The organism is Scytonema sp. UIC 10036, assembly GCF_009725235.1.
Map to the genome: position 1 here is coordinate 1 of NZ_WJFC01000101.1, position 21616 is coordinate 21616.

The following is a 21616-nucleotide window of genomic DNA, read 5'->3' on the forward strand; positions in this document are numbered from 1 at the left end:
AGTGGTTAGTAGATAGTGGTTAGTAGATAGTGGTTAGTAGATAGTGGTTAGTAGATAGTGGTTAGTAGATAGTGGTTAGTAGATAGTGGTTAGTAGATAGTGGTTAGTAGATAGTGGTTAGTAGATAGTGGTTAGTAGATAGTGGTTGATAACAACTAACAACTAGCAACTAGCAACTAACAACTAACCACTAACAACTAGCAACTAACCACTATCTACTAACCACTAACAACTCACAACTAACAATTCCAACTTACGACTGATTAAAATTATGCACTCAATTGCCACAATTGCCTTGTGTGGCTTGACAAAATACTTAACAAGGTATAAGGGCAATGATTCAATCTTGGATGGTAATTGGGGCTGTTACTTTTTTAATCGCAGTTGGCAGTTTTTTCATAACACCTCGTGATGTCAAGTGGTTTGCACGGTTAACTCGCCCCCGTTGGTTAGTCTTTGAACCGCTGATTCCCATCATTTGGACTGTTATTTTTATTTGCGGTGCAGCTTCCGCTAATATTGTTTGGCAGCATAATCCAGGTAGTTTGAGAAGTTGGATTTTTATGGGTCTGTTTCTCCTATTGGAAATTATTACTATTTCTTACATTCCACTTATGCTAAGGTGGCGGAGTTTAAGAATCGGAGAAATCATTGGATCGATAGGCGTTATTCTGGGTGTTTTGCTGACAATCGCAGTTTTACCAATATCAAAACTGGCTGCGTTACTGCTCGTTCCGTATCTGATCTGGAGTCCAGTAGGAACTTATACGACAGAGGAGTTAATTCAACTTAATCCTCAAGATGCTTGAGGGTTAGTTGTTAGTGGTTGGTGGTTAGTTGTTAGTGGGGACGCAAGGCAATGCGCCCGTACAGTATTAAAATAATCGTCCGTAGCGTGCGTTGAACGGATTGTCGGGATTCGCTTCATTATTTAGCCAAGCCCACATCTGATCGCCTAAGGAAAAATGCCACCACTCTCTGGGATTGCGCTTGAATCCTGCTTTTTCCATAACACTGCACAGAAGTTGCCTATTGGCGTGATACTGTTGTCCCTGTAAATCGGTAGTGTTGGCAAAGTGCAATGGGTGCGATCGCTCTGACATTTCGTCAATAGGCGAACCCATATCGACAATTCCTCCTACATCATCCACCAATGTAACATCAACAGCAGCACCCGTACTGTGAGGAGGTGGAGTTGTTTTGTCCAAACTGGGTTCAGCCCAAATTTTATAAACCTCCTCCCAAATCTCGCTGAGACGATCTGGTGACAATTCAGCCTCACTCAGCCCTCTCATCTCTAAGGCTTGGGAAAAAGCATAATTCACCATAAACTGCTGTACCTGTACGGGACGGTAGGCATCAAAAATTTGGATCAGCCAGTTAGGACGGATTTGCTGGAGATAGTTCTGAGCAACTATCAAGCTATCCACAACGCTTTTACGGAGAAAATAAGGTGAGACTTCGCCATAAGGAGCACCCAACCTTTCATAAGGATGGGGAGATTCCACAGCAAACCGTCCCAAAGGAATCTCTACCAACGGTTCACCACATTCAAGAATTAATACTTTATGATAGGGTCGCATTTTATTTAGGCATTTGTCATTTGTCATTGGTCACTAGTGTCATTTGTCTCCCTTGTCTCCCTTGTCTCCCTTGTCCCCCCTATCTGTTCCGGTACGGGATCGTAGCCGCCGGGATGAAACGGATGGCAACGTAAAATACGCCTAATTGCCAACCAACTACCCCGCCAGACTCCAAATCGTTCAATGGCTTGGAGAGCGTACATTGAACAAGTTGGTTGAAAGCGACAGCTTGGAGGAAACATAGGTGAAATAAATATTCGGTAGAACCGAATCGGCAAAATTAGTAATAATTTCATTTATGTTGCTTAGATCTAATAAAGTGGTATTAGAGGTTAAAGTTTTTATCTTGTTTTATCTTTGCTAAATTCATTACCTAGTTTAGAATCCATCCCTCCTGTTTACCTACAGATTGCCATTGCGTCAATTTGGGTATTCCTCATGCTCGGAGTTGCGTGGTGGGTAAATCGTCTTGATAACAAAGACCCTGAAGTTGTTAGAAAGATCGTACATATTGGGACTGGCAACATAATCTTAGTTGCTTGGTGGTTGGGTATTCCAGCCAGTGTTGGCATTACCGCTTCGATTGTAGCGAGTGCAGCCACCCTGTTGTCTTACCGATTTCCTATTCTCCCCGGTATTGATAGTGTTGGGCGCAAAAGTCTCGGAACTTTTTTCTATTCTGCCAGTATCGGTATTCTCATAGCTGGCTTCTGGTCTATACAGCAACCCCACTATGCAGTCTTGGGAGTCTTAGTGATGACATGGGGTGATGGACTAGCAGCACTCGTTGGTCAGCGATTTGGGAAGCACAAATACAAAGTGTTTGGGAGACAGAAAAGCTTGGAAGGTTCTCTAACAGTTACTGCTGTGAGCTATTTAATTGGTAGTTCAATCTTACTAACCGTACAAGGTAATGTCTGGCAAACTTGGTTGGTTTCTTTAGCAGTCGCCTTGGTGGCTACTGGCTTGGAAGTTTTTTCAATGTTCGGAATCGACAATTTAACAGTTCCTTTAGGTAGCGCTGCAGTCGCTTTCTTTTTGAATACTTGGTTGAGTGGTTAGTGGTTAGTGGTTAGTGGTTAGTAGTTAGTGGTTAGTGGTTAGTGGTTAGTGGTTAGTGGTTAGTGGTTAGTAGTTAGTGGTTAGTGGTTAGTAGTTAGTGGTTAGTAGTGAGTGGAACAACCAACAACTAACAACCAACAACTAACAACCAACAACTAACAACCAACAACTAACAACTAACAACTAACAACCAACAACTAATTAATGCCGATAAAAATTCTCGTGACGCGGAATCCCGTGACGATATGCCTTACGTGGATGCACTCTGTAGTGATGATAGTGATAGTGGTAGACCTTTCGAGGATAATGAACGGGGTGGTGATGCTTGACAGGACACGGACAACGATCGCTCCTGCGATGATGCACTCTGTAATGCCGCACTTTCCGGTGATGAACTTTATGACAGTGGTGATGTTTAGCTTGTATGAGTTCTCCTTCTGATTCCAAATTATCTTCCGTTAATAAATATTTTTCTGCTTCTGGTGAGAGGAGATTCATCACATTTGTATCAGCCTTTGTTTGAAGAGGCTGTTGCTGGTTTTTAATTCTTCTATTTGTCTGTGCTGTGGCTGTCTCAAACCCCAAACAACTTAGCAATATTAAGGCACTGACTGCAAACCGCAAATAACTGTTTTTAGACAACATTCTTTCGGTGCTCCTAGTTTTTTTCCCTCTTTGTTCCCTGGGAATTCCTTTTGCAAGGTTTTGGCTGAAGCTATCCTTTTTACTTGAGTTGAAGAGAAAGCAAAGCCTATAAAAATGGGTTATCACGCATGACAGATAAAGGAGAGTTATTAGCGATCGCAACTCTCTTTTTGCCAGAATCTTTATTATTTGTTAATGTTTGCATTCTTGTCTAAACACTGCTAAAGACAAGTTGGAAATGATTTTTTGGCAAAAGTAAAGCAAAAAAATGAATCGCAATGGTGTATTTTTCAATACAAACAAAATCTAGTTGTATTTATAGATTGACATATAGTAAAGGTTTTTACTGTTGACACCACTTGGGTTACTGCAAGAACCCCGACTTCTTTAAGAAGTCAGGGTGCTCACTTAGTTAATATTGCAATTCTATAACAATTTTTAATTTATCAATATCAAAAACTATTCCATTAGAAGGAGTTTTTAATTGAAGAAGAATTCAGAAGTCAGAATTAATGAAAAAGTGGTTATTATTACTTATATGTAAAATTGAGCACAAAAATCCAACAAACGAGAGAATATAACCAAACAGAAGTCATACCTAGAGAGAGATTAAGAGAAAAACACCGCACAATAAGCAATAAATTTAAAGACTAAATATGGCAATATAATACCCAAAAAATCATTGTTTTCTGCAAAAATTAAAATGAGCTTTTTTAATAATTCCGTGCCACCTTTGCGCCGCAAACAAGCTACCCAAGAAACTTATCTTTTACAAGGGTGTCGGCAAGTTAGTTGGCAAATAGGTAACATACAACTGTATTCAAATTTTTACACCCGTCTTGACCAATCCTTTCTACTTTGGGGTTTAGCGATCGCACCCATGTTTGTCACTGCTCAGTTCTTAGCTGTTAGTTGGGATGTACAGGCAGTTTTGTGGTCGATACTTTCCATTATTGCGACTGTAGGAATGGTTTCTTGGACTCATTCTTGGGTAAAGCAAAAACAAGTCTGTTGGATATTATATTGTTGGGTTAGGCTGATGTTATTGGGTGTAGTTTTAACTGATTTGGCCGTTTTTTTTTGCTGGGGAGAAATACTGTTAAATTTATGCCCTGTGTGGTTGGGTTTGTGCTCCTTCGGCTATGTTTGTACCGGGTTAGCAATCCGAGCGCGAGCTCTACTCTTCGCAAGCGTTATTCACCTGTTAGGAATTTTCATTTTACCGTATGTAGGTGGTTGGCAATTTCTAGTAACTGGCGCTGTAATGTTTTTCTGCCTATTCCTATTAGCCGAGTTGGAATGGGATCATTGTTAAACAGGGATAGTAGTTAGTGGTTAGTAGTTAGTAGAAAAGCCACTAACTACTATCTACTAACCACTAACCACTAACTACTATCCACTAACCTTACCACCGATTATCTGTTTTTTGCTTATAAGGATCGCCTGTAAATGGTTGTACACCAATATTTGGATATGCATCATTAGTAGGAGTAAAAATCCGCATTGCTGCTTCAGAAACAAACTGAGTGAAATCAGCAAGTATCTTGGAGATAGCCATAATACCAATACTCCCTTGTCTGTAATTGCTTAGATTGTTATATCTTTCTAGTTTAGTTAACAACTTTTTGGTTGTCTCTCATTAGAAATATATTTATACTCTCCGCAACAATAAGAGATACATATTTGCAATAGTTAAGCTGGGAAAAGGGTAAGACTGGAGGTAAAGGATAAGTTTTTTTTACTTTTATGCTGTCCTCTTTTTCTTTATTACCACGTAAAACTATTAAAAAATTTTAAATAATAGATTAAGATAATAATATGCACCACGTATGAATACGGGTTTCAGGCATTTTCAAGAAAAAACTGATGACTAGTTGACAATAGTTATGGTAAAAACTACCATAAATCATAAGCTTTCTTCCAAGAGCGTTATGCCATGACCAGTTTCCCAGTATTGAACTATGCATCTACAGACTGCCAGAAGCAGCAGAGTTTGGAAAATCAAGAGTTAACGTTTTCATCTGTTAACTACAGTTTGCTGACAGACCTTTACCAGTTGACGATGGCGGCTTGTTACACCGGCGAAGGTGTAGAACAACGGCGAGCAAGTTTTGAGTTGTTCGTCAGACGCTTGCCACAAAATTTTGGTTATTTAATTGCAATGGGTTTGGCACAAGCGTTGGAATATTTGGAAAATTTTCGCTTTAGTGCAACTCATGTGGAAGCTTTACAAGCGACAGGAATTTTTGCAAATGCGCCCAGCCGCTTTTGGTCACTCCTAGCTGAAGGACGTTTTACAGGAGATGTTTGGGCAGTTCCTGAAGGAACAGCCGTGTTTGCTCACGAACCACTGTTGCGAGTAGAAGCACCCCTCTGGCAAGCCCAGATGGTGGAAACCTACCTGTTAAACACTTTGAATTACCAAAGTTTAATTGCGACACGGGCAGCAAGAGTGCGCGATGTCGCATCTGAGAATGCAACACTGTTGGAATTTGGCACAAGAAGAGCATTTAGCCCACAAGCTTCTTTGTGGGCAGCACGTGCGGCTTTAGCTGGTGGTTTGGATGCAACATCAAATGTGTTAGCAGCACTGCAACTGGGGCAAAAGCCCAGTGGTACAATGGCTCATTCTTTGGTTATGGCATTGTCAGCAATGGAAGGTAACGAAGAACAAGCTTTTACCGCATTTCACCGTTATTTTCCAGGTGCGCCATTGTTGATTGATACTTATGATTCAATAGCTGCAGCTCAGCGTTTGGCGGAAAAGGTCAATTCTGGGGAAATGGAATTATCTGGAGTCAGGCTGGATTCAGGAGATTTGGTGTCCCTGTCAAAACAAGTGAGGTTGTTGCTTCCAGGAGTGTCGATTTTTGCCAGTGGAGACTTGGACGAGTGGGAAATAGCGAAGTTAAAAGCAGCTGGTGCTGAGATTGATGGTTATGGCTTAGGAACGCGTTTAGTGACAGGTTCTTCCGTAAACGGAGTCTACAAACTGGTGGAAATAGATGGTATCCCAGTGATGAAACAATCAACTGGCAAAGGAACTTATCCAGGACGCAAGCAAATTTTTCGCACTTTCGACGGAGGTAAGGTGAAAGCCGATAAGTTGGGACTGGCGACAGAAAATTCTTTGGAAGAACAACCTTTATTGGAACTTTTTATGAAAGAGGGTACTAGAGTGCGATCGCCAGAAAACATAGCACAAATTAGGCAGCGCACAGCAGCTGCAGTCGCCAGTTTACCGTTCGATGTCAGACAACTGAATAACCCCATGTCAGTACAAGTGAATATCTCCACCGCCCTAGAGGAACTGACACAACAAACCAGAAAAAAACCCCCTGTACGGGGCAATGCCTTGTGCCCCTACCCCCTAACCCCACCCCCTACCCCCTACCCCCTAACCATGAGAATCGCATTATTTGGTACGAGTGCCGATCCACCAACTGCAGGACATCAAGCCATTATTAAATGGTTGTCCAGTAAATACGATTGGGTAGCAGTGTGGGCTGCAGACAATCCATTTAAGTCCCATCAAACAAGATTGGAACATCGAGTGGCAATGCTGCATTTGTTAATTAAGGATATAGATGCACCACAGGACAATATTGGATTGGAACAGCAATTAAGTAGTTTGAGAACGCTAGAAACATTAGAAAAAGCAAAAGCTCGTTGGGGAGACCAATCGGAGTTTACATTAGTAGTCGGTTCGGATTTGTTATCTCAACTGCCAAGATGGTATCGAATTGAAGAGTTATTACAACAAGTACAACTTCTAGTCGTACCACGTCCGGGATTCGTTATAGATGAGTCTAGCGTGCATATCATACAAAAACTGGGAGGAACAATCGAGTTTGCCAACTTTATCGGTCCGGATGTTTCTTCAACTGCTTATCGAGAAAGTGGCGACAGCGAAGTTCTAACACCTCTTGTGGTTGACTACATTCATAAAGAACATTTGTATAAATGGTCATTAGTCATTGGTCATTAGTCATTGGTTATTGGTCATTGGTTATTGGTCATTGGTTATTGGTCATTGGTCATTGGTTATGAATCTTTTACAAAGAACAAATGACAACGGACAAATGACAACGGACAAATGACAACGGACAAAGAACAACCCTTACTGCTTTGAACAATGGTTCCTATGCCGGGACGCAGCCAAAGAAAGTTTGTTGCTCCACTCAATCAACCCCCTTTAGCAGATTTTAAGGTTGGTGTGGATAATGTTATTTTTTCTGTAGATACTGCCCAAAACCGCCTGCTTGTTTTACTAGTGATGAGACAGCAGGAGCCATTTTTAAATCATTGGAGCCTTCCCGGTACTTTGGTGCGTCAAGGCGAGTCTTTGGAAGATGCGGCTTATCGCATTTTGTCAGAGAAAATTAGAGCAAAGAATCTTTATCTAGAGCAGTTGTATACCTTTGGGGGACCGCAACGCGATCCACGGGAAGCTAGTGATAGTTATGGTGTGCGTTATCTTTCGGTGAGTTATTTTGCTCTCGTGCGATTTGAAGAAGCAGAATTAATTGCCGATCGCATGACGGGAATAGCTTGGTATCCTGTAAAGCAGGTGCCACAATTGGCTTTTGACCACAACGAAATTCTGGCTTACGGACACAGGCGTTTGCGAAATAAGTTGGAGTACAGCCCAGTGGCTTTTGAGGTTTTGCCAGAAATGTTTACTTTGAATGATTTATATCAGTTATATACTACAGTTTTGGGGGAAAATTTTTCTGATTATTCTAATTTCCGCGCACGTCTGCTGAAGTTGGGTTTTTTATGCGATACCGGAATCAAGGTGTCGCGAGGGGCTGGTCGTCCGGCTAGTTTATATCGGTTTGATGCTGAAGCTTTTGCTCCGTTTAAAGATAAACCTTTAGTTTTTATTTAATTAATCGCTAAAGTCCTAAGGATGCCAAGCCATGAAGTCTCCAGATAAATGTTCTGATATTCAAGAAATTCGTACTTGTATTGATGAAATTGACAAGCAAGTTATCTCCGCTCTGGGAAAACGATTTGCTTACGTCAAGGCAGCAGCTAAGTTCAAAATAAGTGAAAACAGTGTAAAAGCACCAGAAAGATTTAACGCTATGTTGCAGCAAAGACGAGTCTGGGCAGAAGAAGCAGGGTTAAACCCAGATGTTATTGAAAAGCTATACCAAGATTTAGTTAATTATTTCATTGACGAAGAATTAAAACATTGGCAGTCAAACTAGAATTCTAGTTTACTAAATAAAATCTAAAATTGAAAATTCCTATGAAAATTGCGATCGCTCAACTTAATCCTATTATTGGTGATTTGCCCGGTAATGCAAAAGAGATTCTGGAAGCGGCAAAAAAAGCCGCAAGTGTTGGAGCGCGTTTGCTATTGACTCCAGAACTTTCTTTATGTGGTTATCCTCCTAGAGATTTATTGCTCAATCCTAGTTTTGTACAGGCAATGAATTTTTATTTGCAACAATTGGCAAGGGATTTGCCATCGGAACTTGCTGTTTTGGTAGGAACTGTTGATGAGAATGTCAAAGCACATAGTAATGGCGGTAAATCGTTATTTAATAGTATTGCTTTGTTGGAGAAAGGGACAGTACAGCAAATTTTTCACAAACGTCTTTTGCCTACTTATGATGTCTTTGACGAAAACCGCTATTTTGAAGCGGGATTACAAGCGAATTATTTTTCTTTAGATGATATTCATATTGGCGTCACGATTTGCGAAGATTTGTGGAATGATGAAGAATTTTGGGGGAAACGCAGTTACACCACGAATCCAATTGCCGATCTAGCAATTTTAGGTGTAGATTTTGTTGTAAATTTGTCGGCTTCTCCCTACAGTGTTGGGAAACAGCGCTTTCGAGAAGAAATGCTCAAGCATAGTGCCGTGCGCTATGGGCAACCCCTGATTTACGCCAATCAGGTTGGAGGAAATGACGATTTAATTTTTGATGGCAGAAGTTTTGCCCTCAACCGTAAAGGTGAAATGGTGTGTCGCGCTTCTGGTTTTGAGAAAGACTTAGTTGTGGTGGAATTTGATGAAGTGCAGAAAGATTTACAAGTGGGTTCCATTGCACCAAGATATGAGTCTGAAGATGAAGAAATATGGCACGCTTTGGTTTTGGGAGTGTATGATTACGTGCGTAAGTGCGGCTTTTCTAAAGTTGTCCTGGGTTTGAGCGGTGGTATAGATTCTTCATTAGTGGCTGCTGTTGCTACTGCAGCACTAGGTCCAGAAAATGTCCTTGGTGTTCTTTTGCCTTCACCTTATAGTTCGGAGCATTCGATCGGTGATGCTTTGGGATTGGCGAATAATTTGGGGATTAAAACTCAGATTTTGCCAATCGGGAAGTTGATGGAAGGTTATGACAATACTTTAGCCGAATTGTTTGCAGGCACGGAATTTGGATTGGCTGAGGAGAACCTTCAATCCCGGATTAGAGGGAATTTATTGATGGCAATTTCTAACAAATTTGGTCATCTCCTCTTATCGACTGGTAATAAATCAGAAGTTGCAGTTGGTTACTGTACTCTGTATGGGGATATGAATGGTGGATTGGCTGCGATCGCGGATGTTCCAAAAACTCGCGTTTATTCAATTTGTCGGTGGTTGAACACTCAGGTGCGCTTCAGTAAGCAGTGGGGATTGGGGAAAATACCTTCCAATGCTCAATATATCATTCCAGAAAACGTCCTGACGAAAGCACCTAGCGCGGAACTGAAACCCGGTCAAGTTGACCAAGATTCTCTTCCTCCCTACGATGTTTTGGATGATATCTTGGAACGCTTGATTCACCAACACCAATCCCCTGCACAAATTGTCGCCGCCGGTCACGAGCCGGGGATTGTGGACAGGGTTATTGATTTAGTGGCGCGTGCAGAATTTAAAAGGAGGCAAGCACCTCCAGGGTTAAAGATTACCGATCGCGCTTTTGGCACGGGTTGGCGAATGCCTATTGCAAGTAAATGGGTGGGTATGAAATATAGTTCGTGAGCTCGAGCGGGATGGTTGGCAAGATGGAGCTACAATCGCCTTCTATCTTGATAATCATCCCTCTCATCTCGATCGCGATCGGTTATACGGTAGTCATTTCTGTCCTCATCATCTCTGTCGCGAGCGCTCCTACGCTCGTTGCCCTCCTCAAAATTCCAATCTTTGGACTCTTGGTACAATTCAGACAAACCCCCCAAGCTTTCCACGGCACATTCTAGAGCGTCAAAGTATCCTAAAACAGCTTCTGCGTTATCCGGAGAAGTTCTCCAATCCAAGATTTCATCAGCTCTATCCTGTAACCTTTCAATCAACTCAATTTGGCGATTCAGCAATTTTTCTATCCGATGATCCATCGTAGTTACCTCAGTATTATTAGTTAAGAACAATTCCGATAAGACAATCGGGATGTAGCGAAGGAAGGAATGCTCCTGAATTGTCCAAGCACTCATTATAAGCTGTGGGGAGTGCCAATTTCAAATACTGTAAATCTACAAGAGAGAAACCAATACTGCAAGGTCTTTCGAATTTTTGTAGGTTGGGTTGAGGAACGAAACCCAACAAATGTCTGTAAACGTTGGGTTTTGTTCCTCAACCCAACAAACGTGTTTTCATATTTTTAGGCAAAACCCGACAAGTATTGAGAGAGAAACTTTCTTAATTGCTATTTCTAAACGCTTAAAATTTGCTCAACAGTTAATTGTAACTCTGGAAATGTAGGGGAGATGATGCGTTCGCGTAGCGGCTGCTTTGCAGCATCGCTACCTCTGTAGGCATTGAGTTGGTAAACTCCTTTATCATCTAATTGGTAAACAAAAACAGTGGGAACCTTGGGTTTTCCCAGATAAACTCTGCTACCAATAGCTAGGTAGTCTACAATCCAATACTCAGGAATCCCCAAACGTTGATATTCGTCTAACTTATCGATGTAATCATCTTCCCAGTTTGTTGATACGACGGTCAACTTCTTGGTCTAATTGTTTGGCTATAAAATCTGCTACATCATCGTGCTGTCTGGTTGCTTGTACTCTGACAATCTCTCCATTTACTAACTCAAAACGACCATCTTCAGGATACTGCTCGATAAATTGCTCAAAGGTGAGTTTTTGCTTTTGGTATATTGGGGTTGTAGTCATGCTTTTGCCTATCTAGTTCATCTGACTGTCCTATTTTAGAACTTTATAATTTTCATTATAAATCCCCCTGTAATAGCTCCATTAAGCATACCAAGTAAGAATCCAAAAGCGAATACTCCTAAACTGTGAATATTGTACAAGACGTATCCTTAATTAGTCGTGGTAGTTTTGAAGAGTGATTTTTAGGAAAATAAATCCAGTTGTTTTGAATCATTGTGCAAAATTTTCGCTTTTTTCTTGCCTCTAGCCGATTCCCATTCTTCTACTTTTCCGAGCGCTAAATCTTTTAGTCGCTTTACTGCTGGCTCAACATCACCAATTTCTGTACCCAGCCAATACCGATGCAACTTTTCTGCCGCATAGAATGTAGTTCCAGAACCCCCAAAGGGATCGATAACTATTTGTCCTGGGTTTGATGCCATAGCAATGATACGTTCTAGCATAATCGGAGCTAATTCATTCGCACCTCTTGTTTTATATTGGCGGTGTCGTACTGGTGGAATGTCGCTCCACATTTCCTCTAGTTCAGTCCAAAAAGTTGCTTCAGTGCGATCGCCCGATGCATCTTCCCAGACATCTTCAGGAGTATCCCAAATATCCATCAAATTAATGCCTTGGGGATTTAGCTTTTTACGGTGTCCGCCATAATCGCGAATTTCCCCTCCACAATGTCGGCAAACTTGAATGGGTGTATATACTTTATTGAAAACAGTGGGTTCTCCTTTCGTATAGTAAAGCAATCCATAGTGAGCTGGCGACATTCGCTTGCCACGAGGAAAAGCTTTAGGCATCCTGCATGCAATCCAGTGGCGAAAAAGCATACCTTTTTGGTTCAGGTATGCACCATACTCAATACACCATTTAGGCAAGTTAAAAATAAATAAACTGCCTCCTGGCTTCAAAACACGAATGCTTTCACTCAGCCACTGTTTTGACCATTCAAGGTATTCTTCGGATTTCATCTGGTCGTTCACACCTTTGCCGTAATCCTTACCCAGGTTGAAAGGCGGATCGGCAAATGCTAGATCGACACACGTATCAGGAAGAGCATTTAAAAACTGGAGACAATCGCCTCGGTAGAGAATGCCGTAATCGCTCTGATAAGCCTCTATTAAGTTCTGATGAGTAGCAGTCAAAGGCGATATAAGGCGAACAGAAGACATGGAAAGTTTTTTTACTAGGCTGTCACTAAATTCTAATCAATATCAAGCCACTGTAAGAAGTGCTTGCTGGAATTTCTCTGCTATAACGCCAATACAACTTGCCAGTTTATGCCCAAATTTGCTTTGTGTAGCGATGCTTTAGTAACAAAGCCATCCCTGGCGCTATCGGGAGCCGAAGTTGAAGTAAAAAGTATTACTCAAAACCTGTAGACAACCCGCTTCCTTTCTATAGAATCTTAGAGAGAAGCGAATGCATTAAGTATTGCATTTGTATAAAAAATAAAAATTTTGTGTAAGACTGACAAAATATCATAGTTATGATTTATACTGATTATTGTTACTGTGGCAAAGTATTAATCTATATTGATACATTGAGATTAGGGTGTCATTGACCAGTCATAACCTGTTTACCTGTTATCGCCTACTCTGGTCAGCATTACTTCAATGGTGTTGTATCAAGCACAATTATTTACTTGGTTATTAGCCTTGCTTGCCTTCAGCCAACCTGTTGCTGCGGCTCTTTCTGAAAGTCAAGCATTGTTACAAGGCTTAGTTAATTCAAAACAGTCATCAAATGCCAAATTATTTGTTTCCAATTCAGCTTTAGTGTCAGCGATCGGGAATACCATAGGTAGCAACTTCAATGAATTGTTTGTCCGTATTGAATTTTTTTCTGTAGATGTAGATTTAAATAACGGTAGGAACAAGAAAGTAATCGTCTACACTGCCGCTCCTCAGTGTGGAGTTAAGGAAGCTTCTGGTGAGGCACAAATAGCCTTACTGAAAAGCAGAAGCAACGTTGGCTTAATATTGTAACTTTGGTATATGATTCCGAGCAAAGAAAATTTAATTGGAAGTAACATAAATTTAATGGGCTAACATACGAAAATATGTTCCAAAATGTGAGTTCCACGCCTACTCAGATTATTCTGTGTCCTCAATATGGTTCTAAGATAAATCTTGCTAAATCAAGGGGAAATTCTCAAATACGGTAGTTTTTGAAGGCTGTACAAGGATTTCAAGGTGCTGGCTGTACTGTTTCTCTGCTGTCAACTTTTCAGATGGCAACTGGGCGAGTACCTTCTACTAAGCAACAGATAACCAGAAAGCTTACCTCTTCTACTACTACAGCGTCTAAAAAGTAGCTTGTAAAACAGCAACAATAATTTTAACTACCTCTAGCTTCTAGGTGAATAAATAAGTTATATAGAAAAATATGAATTTATTAGGTCAACAGTGGAGAAAATTAGAGCAAGCTTTAATTGATGCGTTCCCTGATAAAGCATCATTAGAGCGGATGTTGTTATACGAGTTAGACAAAAATCTAGATGAAATTACTGGAGGTAATGGATTAGAAGAAATTGTCTTTAATTTAATAAAAATAGGGCAAGCACAGGGATGGGTTAAAGATTTAATTGTTGGCGCACGAAATTTCAATAACGGAAATTTAAGCTTAAAAAATATTGCTGAAGAACTACTGTCAAATGAGGGTGTAAAATTAATACAACAACCTTCTGATAATCCTACAATAGAAACCAGCACAATATATATTGAACGACCTCCTATTGAAGAAAAATGCTATAAGGGGATTTTACACTCAGGTGCCTTGATTCGCATTAAAGCTCCACCAAGAATGGGAAAAACTTTATTATTAGAGAAATTGCTCAATTATGCTAGAATTCAGGGTTATAGAACAGCGAAATTAGATTTAAAGCTTGCTGATAATTCTAACCTCAACAATTTAGAAACATTTCTGCAATGGTTATGCATAGATGTTTCTGATAATTTAGACTTAGAAGCTAATTTAGAGAAATATTGGAAAGACATTAATGGATTCAATCAAAATTGTACTCGTTATTTCCAAAAATATTTATTATCGGTTCTAGAAACTCCGCTAGTCTTTGCTATAGATAATTTTGAACGGCTGTTTGAATATCCCGAAATATTTACCCAATTCTGCTTGCTATTGCGGGGTTGGTACGAAAAGGCTAAACAAGGAGATAGGGTAGGGAATATTTGGAAGAAGTTGCGATTGGTGGTAGTCCATTCTACAGAAGCTTATCCTGAGTTGGACATCAATCATTCTCCATTTAATGTTGGCATACCGATAGAGTTACCTGAATTTAACCAACAGCAAGTGAAAACTCTTGCTCTAGAGTATGAAGCAGATGAACAGTTGGGAGAACAGGGACTGAGTCAATTGATGAAATTGGTGGGGGGACATCCTTATCTCATACAGCAGGCGATCGCTTGGTTAAGCTCGAATGGGGCAAACCTCAAAAGTCAGCAAGTTACCTTAGAGGATCTGTTGAAGCTTGCCCCAACAGAACAAGGAATTTTCAGCGGTCACCTGCGGCAGCAATTGTGGAAACTACAGCATAATCGAAAGTTAAAAGAAGCGTATCAAAAAGTGGTGATGGCAAATGAACCCGTGCGACTAGATGCGGAAGTTGGGTTTAAGCTGCATGGCTTGGGCTTGGTAAAACTCAAGGGTAATGATTGTGTTCCCAGTTACGATTTATATCGTCAGTACTTTTCTGAGCGTTTGCGATTCTTGTAAGCTATGCTTGACGAATACCAATTTTCTGGAAGTCTACCCGAAGAAGCGACTACCTACGTCACCAGAGAAGCCGATCGCGAATTGTATCAAGGACTGACAGCAGGAAAGTTTTGTTATGTCCTTAATTCCAGACAAAGTGGCAAGTCCAGTCTGCGAGTGCGAATCATGCGCCGCTTGAGAGATAATGGTGTGGAGTGTGCAGCTATTGACCTTTCTGCTGGGGGTATTCAGAAAGTCCCACCAGAACAATGGTATGCAGATTTGATTGATACGCTCATTGATAGCTTTGGATTGGATTTGGAATTTGGGGATTGGTGGTCAGAGAATCAATTAAATTCACTTGTGACGCGATTTCGCCTGTTTTTGGAAGAAATACTGCTTGTTGAAATTCAAAAAAATATTGTAATTTTTATTGATGAGATTGATAGCGTTCTCAGTCTTAACTTTCCCACTGATGACTTTTTTGCGTTTATCCGTTCTTGCTATAATCAGCGTGTTGCTAATCCCATTTATAATCGTCTCACATTTTGTTTATTGGGAGTAGCATCACCTAGCAATTTAATTGAAGATAAAAAACGAACTCCATTTAATATTGGTAAAGCTATTACTCTCAAAGGCTTCCAATTGCATGAAGTTGACTCTTTAGAGAAGGGGTTGTACGGGAAATATTCCAATCCTCATGCAGTCATGAAAGACATTTTACATTGGACGGGAGGACAACCCTTTCTGACGCAAAAGCTGTGTCAGTTTATGGTGGAGGAGTCTCTTCAAGACAATCCGCGTACTGTCAAACAGGTGGTGCGATCGCGTATTCTTGAAAATTGGGAGTCACAAGATGAACCCGAACATTTTAGAACAATTCGCGACAGAATTTTGAGAGATGAGCAACGTGCTGGATATCTACTGGAATTATACCAACAAATTCGAGTTGCAGAAGAAAAAGCTGAAATTACGGCAGATGATACTCTAGAGCACAGCGAATTACAACTTTCTGGGTTAGTTGTCAGACAACAGAATCAGTTAAGAGTTTACAATCCTATTTATAGAGAAATATTTGACAAAATTTGGATTGAAACACAATTAAGGAATTTACGCCCCTATTCTGATAATTTTAGATTTTGGAGGACTTCTGATGGTAAGGATGAATCCCGATTGTTACGGGGAAAGGCGTTGCAAGATGCTTTGGAATGGGCGTTTGATAAAAGCTTAAATTATCAGGATAGAGAGTTTTTAGCAGCTAGCCAAGCCAAGGAAAAACAAGAAGAAATAGCTGCATTAGAAAAAGAAGCTGCATTGGAGCGCGAGAGAAAAGATAGAGAAGAAGAAATAGCTGCATTAGAAAAAGAAGCTGCATTGGAGCGCGAGAGAAAAGATAGAGAAGCGATAGAAAAAAGGAACCAGGTACTGACCAAGGGTTATACGAAAGCTCAACAACTGATTAGTATTGGAAAAGTTGTTTTAATTGTGGCAGTGTTGGGAGCAGCAATTTCGGTAATAGTGGCACGAAATCAAGTCCAAACAGCAAAGGATGCAGAGCAAAGGCTTAAAGAAGCTAATAGTAAAGCAGGGATAGCTAAAGATGAGTTAGAACAAGCAAGGCAAGAAGTTTCAGCTGCAAGACTAGAGGCTCGACGGACAGAAAAAAATGCTCGGGTAATACAGAAATATGCTAAAGATGCTGAAGGTAAACTATCTTCTATTCGCAAAAGTCAACAGCAAGCAGAAGCATTGCGTAAGGCAGCAGAGTCAGAAAAAGCGAAAGCTAAGCATGACGCTCTCTTAGCACTAAAAACTGCTAGCGATGCTAAAGGGGAATTGCTTGTTGTTCGCAAAAATCAGCAGAAAGCAGAAGAGGCATTGAAAATAGCACAACAAAGCGAAGCACTAGCTAACAACAAGGCTCAGAAAGCACATAGAGAAGCAGAAACAGCGCAGCAACGACTTACAAGAATTGACAACCAGGCTAAAAATGTTTCATTGCTATCTGAACTAAGTGGAGAACTTCATAGTAAGAATATGCAAGAAGAAGCAGATGAAGCTAAGAGACAATTAGGTTTATCTTATGCAATTAAAGAAAACTCTAAACTTCAACAAGCTTTACTGTTAAGTGGTATCGCCTTTGCATATCAGAAATTGGCAAGATCGGATGAAGCAATAACAGCAATTCAAGACAGCCTCAACCTGTTGGAGGACAAGTACGTAAAAAACTCTCCTCAAGAAAAAGAAGTTCGCGTTTATGTCTTAAACCTACAAGGTACTTTGCTAAAAGAGCAAGGTGACTATCAAAAAGCGGTAAAAGTTTATAAAGAAGCATTTGCTCTACTTCAATTCAAGACCACAAAACTTTATTCTTTTAATCAAGAGATCCAGGTTATTAACCAAAAAAACGTGGAATTTTTGCATTGGGAATTAATCGATTTACTTCAAAAGATTCCCGATAGCCATTTGCTAAGCCAGGTTAGAAAATCTCTTATCAAACACTACTATGCTGAGATTGAAGACTCAATGAAAAAAGAGAATTGGAGAGAAGCCGATGTTAAAACACATCGACTCATGCTTGTTATTGCTAGCAGAGAAAAAGAAGGTTATCTAGACAGCGAACAACTTAATAGCTTTTCCTGCCAACACCTCCAAACAATTGACTCACTATGGGTAAGATACTCAGAAGGTATCTACGGTTTCAGTGTACAGAAGAATATTTTCACTAAACTTTTGAATAAGGATATTAATAAACTGAAAAATTTAGAATTTCTAGATTACGTAAAATTTGCTAATTCAGTGAAATGGAGTGAGGAAAAAAAGTTGAATAGTGAATGGAATAAAGATTATTTTAATTTGAAGAGTTACGATCAGTTTAATTTCAGAGGCAGAACAATTTTAGATAATTCACTAAAACTGGATCGAGAAGAGATAAGAAAAATTCCTGGACACCTCCCAACACCTCCATTGTTCCTTCATAGTCCCCTTTTGTTAAAATATCCAAAAGGTTTTCCTTCAGTTATTTCACCTACTTATCTGTCCTTCTTAGATTACGAAAACAGTATCAAGCCGATCGCACGCTTATCTATAGATTGTAACGAAAAACCTGGTAATTAAGGGGAGCGGACTTCAGCATTGAGTCTGAATTTTTTGAACACAGTTGATCTACTGCGAGAAGCGCTTGCTGAAATTTCTCTGCGAGCAACAAAACCTCTGCTCTGATGACATAATGTCACGGCTTCCTACTTTGTTTGTTGACGAGTTTTAGTTCATGCGATCGATTACGCTCTCATTTCTCAATAACTCAAAGCCCAAGAACTTAATTCTTGGCAATCAAGGGAAGCCGACAAGAGCGTTGACGCTCTCATTTCTCAAAAACTAAAATTTACAATACCAGTTAACGAACTCAAGACCCGGTAAGCGGCGATCGCTTCGACACCAGCCTTACCCGGCTTACCGCTTTTTACGGTTTCCATCATCAATTTTTCTCTGGTTACTATTTGTACGTACTCTACTAAATACGTCTTAAACGAATCATAAGATGTCAGCCAGAATTTCATTTTTCTTCACAGCTTTCCATCCGAAAAAATCACAAAATCATCGAGGATTTTGTCAGATTTTTCGGAAAAATAGGTGGGCTTTTTCTTGAAGGAAAAATCAGGCATTCAAGCTCAAATTTGTGGAAATAGGTTAAAAGCCAAGGAGTGCTACTCTTATAAGGGATAGCGAGAGCTTATCAACCGTTGATGTTGCAGTGTTTTATCATAAGTCAACAGGTTAACTGTTAGTCAAGTCTTAAATATTGCCGCAGATTTTTCAATCCTGATTTGTTGGACAAGCTAAGCTACTGTCAGAAGTGCTTGCTGAGATTTCTCTGCGAACAACAAAACTGCTTCTTCGATGACAAAACGTCGCGGCTTCCCATTTTGTTCGCGAAGTTGTTCGACAACTAAACCTACTTTTTCCGAAAGTCTGGGTGGCTGGTATTCTCTACCATTACCGACATATCTCCATGGCGTTGGCTCTTTCTTGGGTTGACTCGCTTTATATTTCTTGGTTTGAGTTTGAATATCTTTCTGGGAAACCTGACAATTGCAAGCTTTTTCCAGCACGGACTTGATAACCTCCAGTGGTGTCCGACCTGTAGCTAATTTGTAAAGCGCTGATGGCGAGAGGTGGCTACTGATTTGCTCGAGTTGTTTTGTAGTGAAGCTTCCAAGTATGGGTGCTAGTTTTAATAACTGGTTGGCAATACCTGATATCCATCCGAGAGAATTGGCCAGGGCTTGTTCATACTGTTTGGGCTTAAGTGTATCTTTGAGGAAAAGCAACAATTGCCCAATCTTGGCGGCTCCAAGTAGTATTGAAGGATTTGTGGAGCTAATCTCGCCGATGACTTCTTTTGTCAAATCATTACCGGGCTTGACGAGTCTACGGATAAGATATTGAACTTCTTCGGCAACTGTTTGTGAAAAATTGCCAGCAGGATTTGTTTCCGGTGCTTTAGTCATGCTAAGATCACTCCAGAATTAAATTAATCAAATTTTATTTTTCTAAGGAAGTGCTCCTGAGCAACATGAGCGCTTCCTTTTTCACTCATCATACAATACTCCGGAAATTTTTCTTGTAAAATTTTCTGTAGAATTTTAGGTTGGCTCGGAGAAAAAACACTAGCTTGACACCCCACGTCCTCCTTACCACTTACACCTGTACAACCAAGCTAACAATTCGCTTCATTATTCGCAAAACTTCATATAGCTCGTTGTTCCTACGCTTTGAAAGCGTAAACTTGTCTGACAGATCGTAAGAGTGCGTTTGCCGATTCAGCTTAATAAAAATATAGTCTTCACCAGTCGTTATCATTCCAAAAACTGGCATTTCTAAGTTAGGGTGTGCCATCATGTAAGCTAAAGTTTGCCCTAGAGCCTGCATAACACTCAAACCATAACGCTTCGATTCAATCAACACTACCCAGAGTCGATTTTGCACAACTAAAGCGTCAATAAATCCTTCTAATACTGGTTCTTCTTTGCCTCCGTTTTCAATTTCGACATTCACCAATTTCTCACTCTGAATCTTAAAAGGTGGATCGCACAAACCCATTAATTCCAGTAGTGGAGAAAGCATAATAATATTGACAGTACCTTCTGTGATTGAACCGTCTGCTGCATAATAGAGGTAGCGACTCTTCAGCCGATTCAAAGTTGCTTTTTCGCTGTCAGTAAGTTCGGGTAAATCCTCAAACCATTCTGTGAAAAATTCTGGGTTAGCAGTCTGGCTTAAATTGAACTTGGCGTGCGCCTCGTTCAGGTTAGTAATCGCTTTGATAATCCCAACTGTTTCAACCATAAGTTATCATTTCTATATCTTTAATCATAGATTGTATTATCTGAGCAAATAGTTTAGTTCCGTGTCGTGGTTTCCCCTACCTGTTCGCTGACGAGTTTTAATTCATGCGAGCGGTTCCGCTCTCATTTCTGAGTCACTCAAAGCTCAAGAACTTGATTCTTGGCAATTCACAAAAGCCACCAGACAAGAGTATTGACTCTAAATTTTTTCAACAAAGCTAAGCCACTGTAACAAAAGCTGGCTGAGATTTCTCTGCGAGCAACAAAACCGCTTCTTCGATGATAAAACGTCGTGGTTTCCCATTTGGCTCGCGAAGTTGTTCGACAATTAAACCTACTTTTTCCGAAAGTCTGGGTGGCTGGTAGTCTCTACCATTACCCACATATCTCCATGGCGTTGGCTCTTTTTTGGGTTGACTGGCTTTATATTTCTTGGTTTGAGTTTGAATCTCTTTCTGAGAAACCTCACAATGGCAAGCTTTTTCCAGCACGGACTTGATAACCTCAACAGGTGTTCGACCTGTAGCTAATTTGTACAGCGCTGACGGCGAGAGGTGGCTACTGATTTGCTCGAGTTGTTTTGTGGTGAAGCTTCCCAGTATGGGTGCGAGTTTTAATAACTGGTTGGCAATACCTGATATCCATCCGAGAGAATTGGCCAGGGCTTGTTCATACTGCTTGGGCTTGAGTGTATCTTTGAGGAATAGCAACAATTGCCCAATTTTGGCGGCTCCAAGTAACATGGAGGGATTCGTGGATCTAATCTCGCCGATGACTTCTTTGGTCAAATCTTTACCAGGCTTGACGAGTCTACGGATAAGATATTGAACTTCTTCGGCAACTGTTTGTGAAAAATTGCCAGCAGGATTTGTTAGGGATGCTTTAGTCATGCTAAGATCACTCCAGAATTATAATTTTAATTTTTTTCCGAGGAAGTGCTCTTGCAGTCAACACGAGCCCTTCCTTTTTCACTCATGATACAACAGTCCGGAAATTTTTCTTGTAAAATTTTCTGTAGAATTTTAGGTTTGCTGGGAGAAAAAAGCGTCACAACATAAGGCGAAAGCAAGGGAGATTTTCTAGAAACAAATCAGGTAGGGGAAACCACGACGTTTTGTCATGGAAGAGGCGGTGTATGTTGCTAGCAGAGAAATCTCA

20 protein-coding genes and 2 pseudogenes are annotated in these 21616 nt (G+C 40.4%); 11 read left to right on the forward strand and 11 right to left on the reverse strand.

Annotation, left to right across the window (positions count from 1 at the left end; translation table 11 throughout):
* Window positions 1-335: 335 nt before the first annotated feature.
* Window positions 336-809 carry a TspO/MBR family protein gene (locus tag F7734_RS35410; RefSeq protein WP_155749186.1) on the forward strand — a complete coding sequence of 158 codons (474 nt, stop codon included), beginning with the start codon at window positions 336-338 and terminating at the stop codon, window positions 807-809.
* Between the two features lie 66 nt (window positions 810-875).
* On the opposite strand, the gene F7734_RS35415 is transcribed toward F7734_RS35410, so the two are convergent.
* On the reverse strand, window positions 876-1583 hold the full coding sequence (locus F7734_RS35415) for a M15 family metallopeptidase (RefSeq protein WP_155749209.1): 708 nt from the start codon (window positions 1581-1583) through the stop codon (window positions 876-878).
* Between the two features lie 23 nt (window positions 1584-1606).
* Window positions 1607-1879 carry a membrane protein insertion efficiency factor YidD gene (yidD, locus tag F7734_RS35420; protein ID WP_155749187.1) on the reverse strand — a complete coding sequence of 91 codons (273 nt, stop codon included), beginning with the start codon at window positions 1877-1879 and terminating at the stop codon, window positions 1607-1609.
* Between the two features lie 61 nt (window positions 1880-1940).
* On the opposite strand from yidD, the gene F7734_RS35425 reads away from it, so the two are divergent.
* Complete coding sequence (locus F7734_RS35425; protein ID WP_155749188.1) at window positions 1941-2645, forward strand: diacylglycerol/polyprenol kinase family protein; 705 nt, start codon at window positions 1941-1943, stop codon at window positions 2643-2645.
* A 201-nt stretch (window positions 2646-2846) separates the two neighbouring features.
* Here the strand turns inward: F7734_RS35425 and F7734_RS35430 are convergent, their stop codons facing one another.
* A complete protein-coding gene (locus F7734_RS35430) occupies window positions 2847-3290 on the reverse strand; it encodes a hypothetical protein (protein WP_155749189.1) in 444 nt (147 codons plus the stop codon).
* A 703-nt stretch (window positions 3291-3993) separates the two neighbouring features.
* Here F7734_RS35430 and F7734_RS35435 point away from each other — a divergent pair.
* Complete coding sequence (locus F7734_RS35435) at window positions 3994-4605, forward strand: hypothetical protein (protein WP_155749190.1); 612 nt, start codon at window positions 3994-3996, stop codon at window positions 4603-4605.
* Window positions 4606-4695: 90 nt separating this feature from the next.
* Here the strand turns inward: F7734_RS35435 and F7734_RS61005 are convergent, their stop codons facing one another.
* Complete coding sequence (locus tag F7734_RS61005) at window positions 4696-4848, reverse strand: hypothetical protein (RefSeq protein ID WP_166482351.1); 153 nt, start codon at window positions 4846-4848, stop codon at window positions 4696-4698.
* Between the two features lie 378 nt (window positions 4849-5226).
* Here F7734_RS61005 and F7734_RS35440 point away from each other — a divergent pair.
* The 5 genes and pseudogenes from F7734_RS35440 to F7734_RS35460 all read left to right on the forward strand — a co-directional run.
* Window positions 5227-6624: pseudogene (locus F7734_RS35440) on the forward strand (nicotinate phosphoribosyltransferase); the annotation flags it as partial.
* 69 nt (window positions 6625-6693) lie between these two features.
* On the forward strand, window positions 6694-7278 hold the full coding sequence (locus F7734_RS35445) for a nicotinate-nucleotide adenylyltransferase (RefSeq protein WP_166482352.1): 585 nt from the start codon (window positions 6694-6696) through the stop codon (window positions 7276-7278).
* A 156-nt stretch (window positions 7279-7434) separates the two neighbouring features.
* Window positions 7435-8181 (forward strand): NUDIX domain-containing protein, encoded by a 747-nt coding sequence (locus F7734_RS35450; protein ID WP_038083633.1) that lies wholly within the window; start codon window positions 7435-7437, stop codon window positions 8179-8181.
* Between the two features lie 31 nt (window positions 8182-8212).
* Window positions 8213-8506, forward strand: a complete 294-nt coding sequence (locus tag F7734_RS35455) for an isochorismate lyase (protein WP_155749191.1) — start codon at window positions 8213-8215, stop codon at window positions 8504-8506.
* A 41-nt stretch (window positions 8507-8547) separates the two neighbouring features.
* Window positions 8548-10275 (forward strand): NAD+ synthase, encoded by a 1728-nt coding sequence (locus F7734_RS35460; protein WP_155749210.1) that lies wholly within the window; start codon window positions 8548-8550, stop codon window positions 10273-10275.
* Window positions 10276-10304: 29 nt separating this feature from the next.
* Here F7734_RS35460 and F7734_RS35465 read toward each other — a convergent pair whose 3' ends face one another.
* From F7734_RS35465 to F7734_RS35475, 3 genes and pseudogenes are all read right to left on the reverse strand, one after another.
* The gene (locus tag F7734_RS35465) at window positions 10305-10724 is read right to left on the reverse strand and encodes a hypothetical protein (protein ID WP_207714289.1); all 420 of its coding nucleotides are present in this window, start codon (window positions 10722-10724) and stop codon (window positions 10305-10307) included.
* 218 nt (window positions 10725-10942) lie between these two features.
* Window positions 10943-11408, reverse strand: a pseudogene (locus F7734_RS35470) (Uma2 family endonuclease).
* Between the two features lie 182 nt (window positions 11409-11590).
* The gene (locus F7734_RS35475) at window positions 11591-12571 is read right to left on the reverse strand and encodes a site-specific DNA-methyltransferase (RefSeq protein WP_155749193.1); all 981 of its coding nucleotides are present in this window, start codon (window positions 12569-12571) and stop codon (window positions 11591-11593) included.
* Window positions 12572-13015: 444 nt separating this feature from the next.
* On the opposite strand from F7734_RS35475, the gene F7734_RS35480 reads away from it, so the two are divergent.
* From F7734_RS35480 to F7734_RS35490, 3 genes are all read left to right on the forward strand, one after another.
* A complete protein-coding gene (locus F7734_RS35480; protein ID WP_155749194.1) occupies window positions 13016-13387 on the forward strand; it encodes a hypothetical protein in 372 nt (123 codons plus the stop codon).
* Between the two features lie 400 nt (window positions 13388-13787).
* The gene (locus F7734_RS35485; protein ID WP_155749195.1) at window positions 13788-15131 is read left to right on the forward strand and encodes an AAA-like domain-containing protein; all 1344 of its coding nucleotides are present in this window, start codon (window positions 13788-13790) and stop codon (window positions 15129-15131) included.
* 3 nt (window positions 15132-15134) lie between these two features.
* Window positions 15135-18227, forward strand: a complete 3093-nt coding sequence (locus F7734_RS35490; protein ID WP_155749196.1) for an AAA-like domain-containing protein — start codon at window positions 15135-15137, stop codon at window positions 18225-18227.
* 254 nt (window positions 18228-18481) lie between these two features.
* Here F7734_RS35490 and F7734_RS35495 read toward each other — a convergent pair whose 3' ends face one another.
* From F7734_RS35495 to F7734_RS35510, 4 genes are all read right to left on the reverse strand, one after another.
* The gene (locus tag F7734_RS35495; RefSeq protein ID WP_155749197.1) at window positions 18482-18670 is read right to left on the reverse strand and encodes a hypothetical protein; all 189 of its coding nucleotides are present in this window, start codon (window positions 18668-18670) and stop codon (window positions 18482-18484) included.
* Between the two features lie 279 nt (window positions 18671-18949).
* A complete protein-coding gene (locus tag F7734_RS35500) occupies window positions 18950-19621 on the reverse strand; it encodes a hypothetical protein (RefSeq protein WP_155749198.1) in 672 nt (223 codons plus the stop codon).
* Window positions 19622-19811: 190 nt separating this feature from the next.
* Window positions 19812-20459, reverse strand: a complete 648-nt coding sequence (locus tag F7734_RS35505; RefSeq protein WP_155749199.1) for a type I restriction endonuclease subunit R — start codon at window positions 20457-20459, stop codon at window positions 19812-19814.
* Between the two features lie 217 nt (window positions 20460-20676).
* Complete coding sequence (locus F7734_RS35510; protein WP_155749200.1) at window positions 20677-21348, reverse strand: hypothetical protein; 672 nt, start codon at window positions 21346-21348, stop codon at window positions 20677-20679.
* Window positions 21349-21616 lie beyond the last annotated feature (268 nt).